Genomic DNA, 12740 nt, shown 5'->3' with positions numbered 1-12740 from the left:
CCCCACCTCCCGCTCCCGTGTCGGTGCCCGCACGGTCCCGCACGGGTCTGACAGGAGGACGCGGGGCCGGTCGGGAACTCATCGGTCCCGCACCCCCGGCGCGTCTGCTTAGGTGTGCCTACCCTGGGCGGCTGACGACACCCGCCGTCCCACGTCTCTTGGAGGACCCGTGACCAGGCCCGGACGGGCGACCGCTGCCGCGCTGACCGCCGTCTGCCTCTCCGGGGCGCTGGCCGCCTGCGGCAACGCCGGGGCTGCCGACACCGACACGCTCACCGTGTACAGCGCCCAGCACGAGAGCCTGGTGCGCACCATGCTCGAGGGGTTCACCGACGAGACCGGCATCGAGGTGGAGTTCCGCGACGGCAACGACGCGGAGCTGGCCAACCAGATCGTGCAGGAGGGCGAGGCCTCGCCCGCCGACGTCTTCCTCACCGAGAACAGCCCGTCGATCGCCGTGCTCGACCGCGAGGGGCTGCTCGCGCCGCTGGAGCAGCAGACCCTCGACCAGGTCGGCGAGCAGTTCCGGCCGTCCTCGGGCACCTGGACCGGCTTCGCCGCCCGCTCCACCGTGCTCGTCTACGACCCCACGGCGCTGGCGGAGGACCAGCTGCCGGCGTCGATCCTCGACCTGGCCGACCCGGCCTGGGAGGGCCGCATCGGCATCGCCGCCGGTGGCGCGGACTTCCAGGCGATCGTGGCCGCCGTGCTGGCGCTGCGCGGCGAGGAGGCCACCCGCGCCTGGCTCGAGGGTCTCGAGCGCAACGCCGCCGTCTACCAGAGCAACACCGCCGTCATGGTCGCCGCCGACGAGGGCGAGATCGACGCCGGCGTCATGTACCACTACTACTGGTACCGCGACCAGGCCGAGGGCGGCCTCAAGGGCGACGACGCCCGGCTGCACTTCTTCGGCAGCGGCGACCCCGGCGCCTTCCTGAGCACCTCCGGCGCCGCCGTCCTCGCCTCCTCCGACCAGCAGGACGACGCCCAGCGGCTGGTCGCCTACCTGACCTCGCCCGAGGCGCAGGCGCGGCTGGCCGAGAGCACCGCCCTCGAGTACGCCGTCGGCGTCGGGGTGCCCTCCGCCGAGGCGCTGCCGCCGCTGGACACCCTGGGCGCCCCCGCGGTCGACCCCGCCTCCCTCGACCAGGAGCGGGTCACCGAGCTCATGCAGGAGGTGGGGCTGCTCTGAGCCTCGCCGCCGGACCCGGCCCCGCGACAGCCGCCGCAGCGGTGTCGCGAGGTCGCCGCGCGTCCCGGGCCCGGCGCGCGCCGGTGACGGTGGCCCTCGCCGCGGCCGTCGCCGCGCTCGCGCTGCTGCCGCTGGTGCACATCGCGGTCGCCGTCGCCGAGGTCGGCTGGAGCGGGGTGGCCGAGCTCGTGTTCCGGCCGCGGGTCGCCGAGCTGCTGGGCAACACCGTCCGGCTGGTCGCGGGCACGGTCGCCGTCACCGCGGTGCTCGGCGTCGGCGCGGCCTGGCTGGTCGAGCGCACCGCGCTGCCCGGCCGCCGCGCCTGGCACGTGCTGCTGGTCGCGCCGCTGGCCCTGCCGGCGTTCGTGAGCAGCTCGGCGTGGATCTCGCTGCTGCCCGGCCTGGACACCTACGGCGGTGCCCTGCTGGTCGTGTCGCTGGCCTACGCGCCGTTCGTCTACCTGCCCGCCGTCGCCGCCTTCCGGGGGCTCGACCCCGCGCTGGAGGAGACCGCCCGGGGCCTGGGCCTGTCGACCTGGGGGGTGTTCCGGCGGGTGCAGCTGCCGCAGCTGCGGGTGGCCGTGCTCGGCGGGACGCTGCTGGTCGCCCTGCACGTGCTCGCCGAGTTCGGCGCGCTGGCCATGCTCCGCTACCCGACCTTCACCACCGCCGTCTACGACCAGTACCGCGCCACCTTCAACGGCCCGGCCGCCACCATGCTCGCCGGGGTCCTCGTCCTGCTGTGCCTGGTGCTGCTGCTGGCCGAGATCCGGCTGCGCGGCACCCGCGGCTACGCCCGCACCGGGGCCGGCGCCGCCCGGCAGCTGCGGCCCGTCCGGCTCGGCACGCTCACCGGCCCGGCGCTGCTGGCCCTCGCCGCGGTGGTGGCGCTGTCCCTGCTCGTGCCGCTCGCCGCGCTGGTGTCGTGGTTCCGCACCGGCACCTCCGCGCGGGTCGACTGGGCGGCGCTGGCCACCACCACCGGGACGACGCTGGCGCTGGCCGCCGCGGCCGCCGCCGTCACCACCGTGCTCGCGCTGCCCACCGGGTGGCTGGCCGTGCGCCGCCGCGGGCCGGTGGCCACCCTGCTGGAGCGCACCACCTACCTGGGCAGCGCGGTGCCGGCGATCGTCGTCGCCCTGGCGCTGGTGGCGGTGAGCATCCGGGTGCTGCCGGCGCTGTACCAGACGGTGCCGGTGCTGCTGGCGGCCTACGCGATCCTCTTCCTGCCCCGCGCGATCGTCACGGTGCGCGCCGCGGTCGAGCAGTCCCCGCCGGTGCACGACGACGTCGCCGCCTCCCTCGGCGTCTCCGCGCCGGCCCGGCTGTGGCGGGTGACCCTCCCGCTGCTGGCCCCCGGCATCGGCGCCGGCGCGGCGCTGGTGTTCCTCGCGGTGGTCACCGAGCTCACCGCCACGCTGCTGCTGGCCCCCACGGGCACCGAGACGCTCGCCACGGCGTTCTGGTCGGCGAGCAGCGCCCTCGAGTTCGGTGCCGCGGCGCCCTACGCCGTCGTCATGGTGCTGCTCTCGGCACCGGCCACGGTGCTGCTCTCCCGAGACGCCCTTCCCCGCGATGCCCGACGAGGTCTGACCCCATGAGCGCGCTGACCGTCACCGGCCTGGCGAAGTCCTACGGCCGCACCCCCGTGCTCACCGGGGTGGACCTGCACGTCCCGGCCGGGACGACCACCGCGCTGCTGGGCCCCTCCGGCTGCGGCAAGACGACGCTGCTGCGGATCGTCGCCGGGTTCGACGACCCCGACGCCGGGAGCGTGGAGCTCGGCGGCCGGGTGGTGGCCGGCGCCGGCCGCGGCGTCCCCGCCCGGTCCCGCGGCATCGGCTACGTGCCGCAGGAGGGCGGGCTGTTCCCGCACCTGAGCGTGGCCGGCAACGTGGCCTTCGGGCTGCCCCGCCGGCTGCGCCGCGACCGCACGCGGATCGCCGGGCTGCTGGCCCTCGTCGGCCTCGACGCCGCCCTCGCCGACCGCGCGCCGCACCAGCTCTCCGGCGGCCAGCAGCAGCGGGTCGCGCTGGCCCGCGCGCTGGCGCCCGAGCCCTCGCTGGTGCTGCTCGACGAGCCGTTCTCCTCCCTCGACGCCGCGCTGCGGGAGGACACCCGCCGTGCCGTCGCCGAGGCGCTGCGGGCCACCGGCGCCACCGCCGTCCTGGTCACCCACGACCAGGCCGAGGCGCTGTCGACCGCCGACCAGGTGGCCGTGGTGCGCGGCGGCACCCTCGCGCAGCTGGCCGACCCGCGCACGCTCTACCGCGAGCCCCGCGACCTCGACGTCGCCTCGTTCGTCGGCGAGGCGGTGGTCCTCGACGGCGCCGCCACCGGCGGTCGGGTCGCCTCCGAGCTGGGCGAGCTGGCGCTCGGGCGGCCCTGCCCCGACGGGCCGGTCCGGGTGCTGCTGCGGCCCGAGCAGCTGCGGCTGTCGGCCGGGGCAGGGGTGCCCGCGCGGGTCCGCGGCGTCGACTTCTACGGCCACGACGCCCGCATCGAGCTCGAGCTGGCCTCGGGGCTGCGGGTGAGCGCGCGCACCGAGGGCGGCGACCTGCCGGCCGAGGGGGCGGAGGTCGGCGTGGTCGTCGCCGGCCCCGCGGTGCCCTTCCCGGCCACGGCGCCGGGCGTGCCGCGGACCTCCGAGCCCACCCCCGCCTGACAGGGGTGCCTTCGTCGCGACATCGGCACCCGTCTCCGGGTGCCGATGTCGCGACAAAGGCACCTCTCGGGCCCTGGGTGACGGGCCCGAGTTAGGTGTGCCTAAGCTCACCGTCGTGGACCTGTTCCTCTTCACCGTGGACGCCGCCTGGGGGCGGGACGTCGTCGCCGCCGGCGCGAGCGGCATCGTCGTCGACTGGGAGCGCCGCGGGAAGCACCGGCGGCAGGCCGGCGAGGGCACCCAGATCAACGGCGACACCCTCGCCGACCTCGTCCGCGTGCGCGCGGCCACCGACGGCCGGCTGCTGTGCCGGGTCAACGCCGCCGGCCCGTGGACGCCGCGCGAGGTCGCCGACGCCGTCGCGGCCGGTGCCGACGAGATCCTGCTGCCGATGGTGCGCACGCCCGAGGAGGTCGACCGCACCCTCGACCTGGTCGCCGGCCGCTGCGGGCTGGGGATCCTGGTCGAGACCCAGGACGCCGTCGAGCGGGTCGCCGAGCTGGCCGCGCGGCCGCTGTCGCGGGTCTACGTCGGGCTCAACGACCTGCGCATCGACCGGCGCTCGACCGAGCTGTTCCGCCCGCTGGTCGACGGCACGGTCGACGCCGTCCGCGCCGCCGTCCCGGTGCCCTTCGGCGTGGGCGGGCTGACCCTGCCCGGCGGCGGCTTCCCCGTGCCGGGGGTGCTGCTGGCCGCCGAGCTGGTCCGGATGCGCACCGACTTCACCTTCCTGCGCCGCTCGTTCACCGCCGACATGGCCGGGCGCGACCCGTTCACCGAGGTGCCGCGGCTGCTGGCGTCGCTGGCCGACCTCGCCGCCGCCGACGCCCTGACCGCGGCCGGCCGGCGGGAGGCGTTCGTCGCCGCGGTCGAGGAGGCCGGCGCCCCCGTGCCCGTTCCCGCGTGAGCGGGCGGGCCCTGGTCACCGGCGCCGGCGGCTTCGTCGGCCGGCACCTGGTGGCGCGGCTGCGGGCCGACGGCTGGGCGGTCACCGGACTGACCCGGGCCGGCGTCGACCTCGCCGACCCCGTCGCCGCCGCGGCGGCGGTGCGGGCCGCCGACCCCGACGTCGTCTTCTCCCTCGCCGCCGGGCGGGCGAAGGCGACCCCCGCCGAGCGGGCCGCGACCGTGGCCGTCAACACCAGCCCCTGGCTGGTCGACGCCCTGCCCGACCGGTGCCGCGCGGTGGTGCGGCTGGGCTCGTCGACCGAGTACGCGGCCGGGCCGGCGCCGCTGGCCGAGGACGCGCCGCTGCGCCCGCGCGGCTTCTTCGGCGCCACCAAGGCGGCCGGCTCGCTGCTGCTGCAGGCCGCCGCCGCCGAGCGGGGGGTGCGCGCCGCGGTGCTGCGCGCCTTCCAGGTCTACGGCCCCGGCGACCACCCGACCCGGCTGGTGCCGGTCGTGCTCGCCGCAGCCCGCACCGGCGCGGCGGTGCCGCTGCCGGGCGCGGTCAGCCGGCGGGACTGGGTGTGGGTGGGCGACGTCGTCGACGCCTGCGTGCGGGCCGCGCTGGCCGACGACCTGCCACCGGGCGCGGTGGTCAACGTCGGCACGGGCGTGCAGACCGACGTCGGGGAGCTGGTCGCCACCGCCGAGCGGGTCACCGGCCGGCCGATCGCGACCGCGCCGGGCGCCCACCCGGGCCGGCACTGGGACACCGCCGACTGGGTGTGCGACCCGCGGGCGGCCCGCGCGCTGCTCGGCTGGGCGCCGTCGGTCGACCTGGCGGAGGGGCTGGCCCGCACGTGGGCGGCGTGACCTCGCTCCGCGTCGCCGTCGTCGTCCCCGTGTACGGCAACGAGGCCACTCTGCGGCCCCTGCACGCCCGGCTCGCGGCGGCGCTCGAGGGTCGGAACTGGCGGTTGCGGCTGGTGGTCGACGCCTCGCCCGACGGCAGCCTGGCGGTGGCGCGGGAGCTGGCGGCCGACCCCCGCGTCGGGGTGACCGCGCTGGCGGTCAACCTCGGCCAGCACCGGGCGCTGGCCACCGGGCTGGCGGCCGAGGACGCCGACGCGTGGGTGTGCCTCGACGCCGACCTGCAGGACCCGCCCGAGGCCGTGCCGGCGCTGCTCGACCGGCTGGCCCGCGGCGACGTCGGTGCGGTGTTCGCCGGACGCCGGGGCCGCTACGAGTCGCCGGTGCGGCGGCTGACCGGCGGCCTGCACCGGCGGGTCGCCGCCGCGCTCACCGGCCTGCCGCCCGACGCCGGCGCCTTCCTCGTCCTGGGTCCGGCGGTGCGCGACGCCGTCGTCGGCGCGGTGCTCGGCGGGGGCGCGCCGAGCGTCGTCCTCGCCGCGGGCCTGGCCGGGACGCGGCTGACCAGCGTGCCGGTGGTCCGCGACCGGCGGCCGGTGGGGGAGTCGGCGTGGACCGCGCGCGCCCGGCTGCGGCAGTCGCTGCGCTCGCTGGCGTGGGCGGTCAGCGGGCCCAGAGCTGGACGACCAGGTCGGTCTTCACCGCCGGCAGGTCCCAGGTCCGGGTCAGCGACAGCCCGGCGTCGGTGAGGATCGCGTCGTCGTCGGTGGGCACCGGCTCGCCGTCGACCAGCCGCCGGACCAGCCAGACGCGGTCGGCGCCGGCGGGGGCGTCGTCGGGCGGGAGGACGACGTCGGGGCGCAGCCGCGGGCCCTCCGTGCGGACGAAGTGGTCGAGCCCCATCGCGGCCCGCTGGTCGGCGGCGACCACCGGCTCGCCGGGGCGCTGCTCGCGCAGCAGCAGGGCGACGACGTCGTCGGAGCGCTCCCGCGGCTCGCGGACGGCCAGCGGGGCGCTGGCCACCAGCGACAGGCCGAGCAGGGCCACGGCCACCGGCGTGCGGGCGCCCCGGGGCAGCGCGGTCACCCCTGCCGCGGCCAGCACCCCCAGGCCGATCAGCCCGGCCAGCAGGTAGCGGGGCAGGTACACCGGCCGGACGGTCTCGGCGGCCAGCAGGAGCAGCAGCGGCACCAGCAGCCAGCAGACGCCGACGACGCGCACCCCGGCGCCGCGCAGCGCGCCGACCACGGCCAGTCCGACGGTGAGGTACAGCAGCGGGGTGCGGCCGCCGGCCCAGGCCTCGACGGCGAGGTCGGCGAGGGTGCCGCCGGTGTCGCGCAGGTGCTCGGCGTTGCGCGCGCCGGTGCCGTTGAGCAGGTTGACCCCGACCAGGCCGACGGCCGGCAGGGCGGCCAGCGTGCCGACGACGGCGACCCTCGTGGCGGCCCGGCCGCGCAGCAGCAGCGCCGCGACGACGAAGCCGGCGAGGACGGTGACGGCGTACCAGTGCGCCAGGCCCATGCCGCCGCCGGCCAGGCCGAACAGCAGCAGGCCACGGCCCTCCTGCAGCCAGCGGGTCAGGCCGAGCAGCGCGCCGCCGGTGGCCAGCACCGCGAGCCCGTAGCTGCGGGCCTCCACGGCCTGCTCGAGCAGCAGCGGCGCGCAGGCGGGCACCAGCCCGGCCAGCACGCCCGTGGGGCGCCCGGCCAGCCGGGTGACCGCCCGCGTGACCAGCGCCAGGCCGCCGGCGGTGGCCAGCACCGACAACACCCGCAGCGACGTGTCGCCACCCAGCCCCGGCAGCGACACCCACGCGTGCACGACGAGGTAGTAGGGCGCGTTGTAGGAGGGCGGGACGTCGGCGAGGTAGCTGGTGACGCCCTCACCGGTGGCGATCGCGCGCAGGATGTCGCCCAGCGGCCGGCGGGCCACCTCGTAGGTGAACGCCTCGTCGAACCACAGCCCGTGGCCGGGGGCGAGCAGGACGGCGCACAGCAGCCCCAGCACCGCGGGAGGCAGCAGCTCGACGGGCGACCAGCGCGGCGGTGCGGGCGCAGCCGGGGCGTGGAGCGTCCGGTCGGCCGTCGCGGTCACGGAGAGGAAGGGTAGGCGAACCTCACCTGCCCGTCGGTGTCGGTGGGGCGGTGGAACATGTCCGGGTGTCCTCGGGCGGCTCGGAACCGACGGCGGGACCGGGGCCGGCGCCGCCGCCGTCGTCGGAGGTCGTGGCGGCGAGGTTCCGCAGGCAGGGGCGGCGCGACACCCGCCACGAGCTGGCGGTGCGCCGGCGGTTGCACGCGCGAGGAGTGCGCTGTCGGGTGGATGTGCGGCCGCGGCCCCGTCCGGAGGCTCGCCCCGAGCTTGCGAGGGGTGAGGGGGACGGGGTCCTTGCCGGGTGTTTCTGGCACGGGTGCCCGACCTGCGGTCACCTGCCGGAGGCCAACCAGGCGTGGTGGGCGGCCAAGCTGGCCGGCAACACCGCCCGCGACCGCCGCGCCGACGCCGTCCTCACCGGGCTCGGGTGGCGCGCGCTGCGGTTCTGGGAACACGAGGACCCCGACGACGTCGCCGACGCGATCTATATCGCGCTCGGTCGCGTTGCTCCTGGTCAGAGCCCCGTTTCTGTCGTACCCCGTGCGTAGGTTCGGGGTCGTGAAGGTCGCGGAGTACGTGTCACCGGTGGAGCGGGCGCTCGCCGGGTGGCTGCTCGCGCGGCCGGCGCGGGTGCAGCGGCTGCCCGTGGCGATGCTGTCCGATGAGCAGGCCGCCGCTGAGTTGCAGCGGGTGCAGCAGCGCCGGGCGATGGAGGCCGCCTACGAGGCGGAGCTGGTGCTGCGGCTGGCCGAGGCCCGGCCCTCCGACCTGGACCCGGCGCCCGGCACGCCGGGCGCCAGGGGGCGCGGGTCGTGGGCGCCGGACACCGAGCTGCCCAGGGTGTCGGAGTTCTTCACCGCAGAACTGGCCGTGATCCTCAACTGCGGCCGGGGTACCGCCAACCACCTGGCCACCCGCGCCTGGACCTACCGCGAGCGCCTCCCCGCCACCTGGGCCGCACTCGCCACCGGCGACCTCGACGAGGCCCGCGCGAAGGCGCTGGCCGACGTGCTGCAGCACACCGACCCGGCCCTCGCCCGCCGGATCGAGGCCGCCGTGCTGCCCGAGGCGGCACAGCTGACCGTCCGGAAGCTCAAGCAACGGGCACTCGAACTCCTGCTGGAGGCCGACTCAGACGCGGTCGACCAGCGGCGCAAGTCCGCCGAACGGCATGCCGACGTGCGCGTCTACCCCTCCCCGTCGGACGGGATGAGCACCATCGCCGCCGAGCTACCCACCGACGTGGCCGCCGCCTGCCACGCGGTGGTCGACCAGCTGGCGCGGATGCTGAAGGTGGACGGTGATCCGCGCCCGATCGGGCAGCTGCGCACCGCCGTGTTCGCCGATCTGCTGCAGCGGCCGTGGCAGCCGGGGACGGCGGTCACGGCGCACCTGCACGTCGTCGCCACCCTGGCCGCCCTGGCCGGGCGGTCGGCGCAGGCCGGTGAGGTGAACGGGCTGCCCATCACGGCCGAGCATCTGCGCGAGCTGCTGCGACAGCTCGACGCGCTGGGCGTGCAGGCACCGCAGGGCGGGTCGGTGACGGTGGCGCTGACCGAGGACGACGGCACGCTGCGTGCGACCGCGACGCTGGACCGGCTGCGCCGGCTGGCCGCCCGCGGCTGCCGAGAGCATCCGGACGCCGAGTGCGGATGTGCGGTGCTCGACCGGCCGGCGGGCCGGGACGGCTACACGCCCTCGGCGGCGCAGCAGGCGTTCGTGCGCACCCGCGACCGCACCTGCCGCTTCCCCTCCTGCGGCCAGCGGGTCGGCTGGGCCGACGCCGACCACGTCATCCCGCACGCCCACGGCGGGGCCGTCGACTGCGCCAACCTCTGCTGCCTGTGCCGCTCCCACCACCGGCTCAAGACCTTCGCCCGCGGCTGGCGCTTCGAGATGAGCCCCGACGGGACACTCACCGTCACCACCCCATCCGGCATCACCCGCACGACCCGACCACCGGGCCTGCGACCACCACCGAAGGCGCCCGAACCACCACCGGAAGCCGACGAACCGGCCGACCCGGACGACGACCCGCCACCGTTCTCGTCGCCGTCTCCCCTGATCCCTGCCTCCGTCAGCTGCCCGGCAGGGCCCCGACCGCTCGGGGTCAGGCGGTGCGCCGGACGTCGTCCGACTTCGCGGACAGCGCCGACGCGACCTGGTCCAGCGACAGGCCGAGCGCCCCGGCGAGTGCCGCCACGGTGAAGAACGCCGGCATCGGGATCCGGCCGGACTCGATCTTCCGCAGCGCCTCGAGGCTCACCCCCGAGGCGGCGGCCACCGCCGCCTGACTGCGCGGTCCACGAGCGGAGCGCAGCAACTCTCCGAGGCGGCGGCCGCGCTCGCGTTCGGCCGGGGACAGCGGCGGGCGCACCATGCCGTGATACTAATACCAGTATACCAATACCGGTCGTCGAGGAGGTCCGGACGATGGTGGAGCTGCGCACGCCCGGGGAGATCGACGCCATGCACGCCGCCGGGCAGGTCGTCGCCCAGGTGCTCACGGCCGTGCGCCGGCACGCCGTGGCCGGTGTGCGCCTGCGCGAGCTGGACGACGTGGCGCGTGACGTGCTGGCCCGGGCGGGAGCGCGGTCGCCGTTCCTCGGCTACCGGCCGCACCGGTCGATGCCGCCGTTCCCCGCGGTCATCTGCACCTCGGTCAACGACGTGGCCCTGCACGGGATCCCGACCGACCGGCGCCTGGTCGACGGCGACCTGCTCAGCATCGACGCCGGCGCCGACCTCGACGGCTGGGTCGGCGACTCCGCCGTCACCGTCCCGATCGGCACGGTCGGCCCGGCCGACGCGGCGCTGGTCGCGACGACCGAGCGGGCCCTGCGGGCCGGGATCGGCGCGGCCGTCCCCGGCGGCCGCCTGGGGGACGTCTCGGCCGCGATCGGCGCGGTCGGGCGAGCGGCCGGCTACGGCGTCAACACCGAGCACGGCGGCCACGGCGTCGGCCGCACCATGCACGAGGCCCCCTACCTGCCCAACGACGGCAGGGCGGGCCGCGGGCTGCGCCTGCGCCCGGGGCTGGTCCTCGCCATCGAGCCGTGGTTCACGGCCGGCGGCGACGACTACCGGATCGACGGAGACGGCTGGAGCATCCGCACGGTCGACGGCAGCCGCGCGGCCCACGTCGAGCACACCGTCGCCATCACCGACGACGGCCCCCGCGTCCTGACCGCCCGGACCGGGTGAGTGCCGCCCGCGCCCCTCGGGTCACTCCCCGCCGGTGCCCCCGCGGGCACGCTGCAGCAGCGGGCTGGCGATCCACAGCCAGCCGAGGAGCACGGCGACCAGGCCGCCGGTGACGAGCGCCTGGGGGAGGGCGAAGAGGAAGTCGACGACCAGCACCACCGCCGACACGATCGCCACCGCCAGGACGCACAGACCCGAGAAGGCCAGGCGGTTGCTCCGCCGCAGCAGGTCCTCCTTGTCGTGCTGCCGGAACAGCGCGCGGTGCTGGGCGGCCGGCGAGATCAGCAGCGCCGTGGCGACGACGGCGGCGACGAGGGTGACGAAGTAGACGTCGCGCTGGAACTCCGTCGCCCGCTCGGTGGCCTGCTGGAAGGGCACCACCAGCAGGAAGGCGAACAGGAACTGCACACCGGGCAGGGCGATCCGCAGCTCGTTGAGCAGTTCCATGAGCTCCCGGTCGATCCGCTCGGCGTGCGTCTCGTCCCGGCCGTCGGCACCCCGCCCGTCCTGGTGCGCGGCAGCCGACCGCCCGCCCGCCCGCCCGCCCGGCCGTGCCCGCTGCCCCGATCCCGTGGTGGCCATCTCCCGGCACCTCCTCCGTCCGCCCCCGCCCACGGCTCCGCCGTGATCCGGCCTGTATGCCCGCCGGACGCCTGGTCGTCACCTGCCGGCCGCCGTCCGGTCACCCGCCGGTCGCCCGATGGTCACCCGATCGGCCGACCGGCGGGTACCGGACCGCCATGACGTCGATGTGGGAACCCATGACCCCCAACGCGAACGGCCCGGCCGAGGAGATCGCCGCGGCCGACCCCGGCGCCGGCGCACCGGCGCCGGCCGAGGGCTTCGGCGTCGCGGGGGAGGACCCCGACCGCTCCGCGGAGACCGACCAGCCCGATCCGACCGAGGAGCAGGCCCCTGCCGTCGAGGACGTGAACACCGCCTTCCGGACTCCCGACCCGACCGACGTCCGCCGTCCCGGCGTCTGACCCCCGGCGCCGGCCGCCGCGGACGCGCGGGCCACGGCGGCCGGTCTCGTACCGTCGGGGTGTGGACCTGCTCGTGCTGACCCCCCGCACCGCCGACGAACTCGACGCCATGCGCGACGCCGGCCGGGTGGTGGCGCAGACGCTCGCGGCCGTGCGGGAGGCGGCGGTCCCCGGCGTCCGGCTGCGCGACCTCGACGACCTGGCGCAGACCTGCATCCGCGAGGCCGGCGCGACGTCGTCGTTCCTCGGCTACAGGCCCGCCTGGGCGCCGACCGCCTACAACGGCGCGCTGTGCCTGTCGCCGAACGAGGTCGTGGTGCACGGCCGGCCCAGCGGCCAGCGGCTCAAGGACGGCGACCTGCTCAGCATCGACTGCGGCGCCGTCGTCGACGGCTGGAACGGCGACGCGGCGATCACCATCCCGATCGGGTCGAGCGGGACCGAGGAGGACGCCCGTCTGGTCACCGCCACCGAGGAGGCCCTGGCCGCCGGCATCGCCGCCGCCGTCCCCGGGGCCACGCTGCTCGACGTCGCGCAGGCCGTCGACGCCGTCGCCCGCCGGTACGGCTTCGCGCACCTGCCCGACCACGGCGGGCACGGCATCGGCCGCGCCATGCACGAGCCGCCGTTCGTGCCCAACCGCCCGCAGACCGGGCTGGACCGGGTGCGGCTGCACGCCGGCAGCACGCTGGCCATCGAGCCGATGCTGCTGGCCGGCGACGAGCGCTACCGGCACAAGAAGGACGGCTGGGCGGTGGTCACCGCCGACGGCCGGCGCGCCGCGCACGTCGAGCACACCGTGGCGGTCACCGACGACGGGCCGGTCGTCCTCACCCGCCTCTGA

Annotated in this window: 13 protein-coding genes; 10 read left to right on the top strand and 3 right to left on the bottom strand. The window is 77.0% G+C overall.

The features are described 5' to 3' along the window. The first annotated feature begins 169 nt into the window (after positions 1-169). From CHC04_RS12110 to CHC04_RS12085, 6 genes are all read left to right on the top strand, one after another. Entirely contained in the window at positions 170-1192 is a 1023-nt protein-coding gene (locus tag CHC04_RS12110; protein WP_089404192.1) for an iron ABC transporter substrate-binding protein, read from the top strand. A gap of 83 nt (positions 1193-1275) precedes the next feature. Beyond that, entirely contained in the window at positions 1276-2793 is a 1518-nt protein-coding gene (locus CHC04_RS12105; protein WP_089404191.1) for an ABC transporter permease, read from the top strand. Further along, complete coding sequence (locus CHC04_RS12100; RefSeq protein WP_089404190.1) at positions 2790-3857, top strand: ABC transporter ATP-binding protein; 1068 nt, start codon at positions 2790-2792, stop codon at positions 3855-3857. The genes CHC04_RS12105 and CHC04_RS12100 overlap by 4 nt, the downstream gene beginning before the upstream one ends. A gap of 115 nt (positions 3858-3972) precedes the next feature. After that, a complete protein-coding gene (locus CHC04_RS12095) occupies positions 3973-4764 on the top strand; it encodes an aldolase/citrate lyase family protein (RefSeq protein ID WP_245817144.1) in 792 nt (263 codons plus the stop codon). Then, positions 4761-5615: an NAD-dependent epimerase/dehydratase family protein gene (locus tag CHC04_RS12090; protein WP_089404188.1), complete on the top strand. Its 855-nt coding sequence runs from the start codon at positions 4761-4763 to the stop codon at positions 5613-5615. Before CHC04_RS12095 ends, CHC04_RS12090 begins: the two co-directional genes overlap by 4 nt. Continuing rightward, entirely contained in the window at positions 5612-6361 is a 750-nt protein-coding gene (locus CHC04_RS12085) for a glycosyltransferase (protein ID WP_089404406.1), read from the top strand. Before CHC04_RS12090 ends, CHC04_RS12085 begins: the two co-directional genes overlap by 4 nt. Here the strand turns inward: CHC04_RS12085 and CHC04_RS12080 are convergent. Continuing rightward, positions 6276-7706: a glycosyltransferase family 39 protein gene (locus CHC04_RS12080; protein WP_089404187.1), complete on the bottom strand. Its 1431-nt coding sequence runs from the start codon at positions 7704-7706 to the stop codon at positions 6276-6278. The genes CHC04_RS12085 and CHC04_RS12080 overlap by 86 nt on opposite strands. Positions 7707-8264: 558 nt before the next feature. Here CHC04_RS12080 and CHC04_RS12070 point away from each other — a divergent pair. After that, entirely contained in the window at positions 8265-9914 is a 1650-nt protein-coding gene (locus CHC04_RS12070; protein ID WP_245817143.1) for an HNH endonuclease signature motif containing protein, read from the top strand. Here the strand turns inward: CHC04_RS12070 and CHC04_RS12065 are convergent. After that, positions 9817-10086, bottom strand: a complete 270-nt coding sequence (locus CHC04_RS12065) for a helix-turn-helix domain-containing protein (protein WP_089404185.1) — start codon at positions 10084-10086, stop codon at positions 9817-9819. The genes CHC04_RS12070 and CHC04_RS12065 overlap by 98 nt on opposite strands. 53 nt (positions 10087-10139) lie before the next feature. Between CHC04_RS12065 and map (CHC04_RS12060) the strand changes: the two genes are divergently transcribed. Then, the gene (gene map, locus CHC04_RS12060) at positions 10140-10910 is read left to right on the top strand and encodes a type I methionyl aminopeptidase (RefSeq protein ID WP_089404184.1); all 771 of its coding nucleotides are present in this window, start codon (positions 10140-10142) and stop codon (positions 10908-10910) included. Positions 10911-10931: 21 nt separating this feature from the next. Here the strand turns inward: map (CHC04_RS12060) and CHC04_RS12055 are convergent, their stop codons facing one another. After that, on the bottom strand, positions 10932-11492 hold the full coding sequence (locus tag CHC04_RS12055) for a DUF6328 family protein (RefSeq protein WP_176449969.1): 561 nt from the start codon (positions 11490-11492) through the stop codon (positions 10932-10934). Positions 11493-11671: 179 nt separating this feature from the next. Between CHC04_RS12055 and CHC04_RS12050 the strand changes: the two genes are divergently transcribed. Both CHC04_RS12050 and map (CHC04_RS12045) read left to right on the top strand, forming a co-directional pair. Continuing rightward, positions 11672-11896, top strand: coding sequence for a hypothetical protein (locus CHC04_RS12050; RefSeq protein WP_176449957.1), 225 nt, complete (start codon positions 11672-11674; stop codon positions 11894-11896). 61 nt (positions 11897-11957) lie between these two features. Continuing rightward, positions 11958-12740: a type I methionyl aminopeptidase gene (gene map / locus CHC04_RS12045; protein ID WP_245817142.1), complete on the top strand. Its 783-nt coding sequence runs from the start codon at positions 11958-11960 to the stop codon at positions 12738-12740.

This window comes from Geodermatophilus saharensis (assembly GCF_900188205.1).
In the GTDB taxonomy this organism is placed as follows: domain Bacteria; phylum Actinomycetota; class Actinomycetes; order Mycobacteriales; family Geodermatophilaceae; genus Geodermatophilus; species Geodermatophilus saharensis.
Note: the sequence above shows the minus strand (reverse complement) of the source record. Positions and strands in the feature narration are given on the sequence as shown.

What these genes read in the sequence shown, in the direction of transcription:
- CHC04_RS12100 (WP_089404190.1), top strand. Translation starts at nt 2,790, where the DNA reads ATGAGCGCGCTGACCGTCACCGGCCTGGCGAAGTCCTACGGCCGCACC.
- CHC04_RS12055 (WP_176449969.1), bottom strand. Translation starts at nt 11,492, where the DNA reads ATGGCCACCACGGGATCGGGGCAGCGGGCACGGCCGGGCGGGCGGGCG.
- map (WP_089404184.1), top strand. Translation starts at nt 10,140, where the DNA reads ATGGTGGAGCTGCGCACGCCCGGGGAGATCGACGCCATGCACGCCGCC.
- CHC04_RS12050 (WP_176449957.1), top strand. Translation starts at nt 11,672, where the DNA reads ATGACCCCCAACGCGAACGGCCCGGCCGAGGAGATCGCCGCGGCCGAC.
- CHC04_RS12065 (WP_089404185.1), bottom strand. Translation starts at nt 10,086, where the DNA reads ATGGTGCGCCCGCCGCTGTCCCCGGCCGAACGCGAGCGCGGCCGCCGC.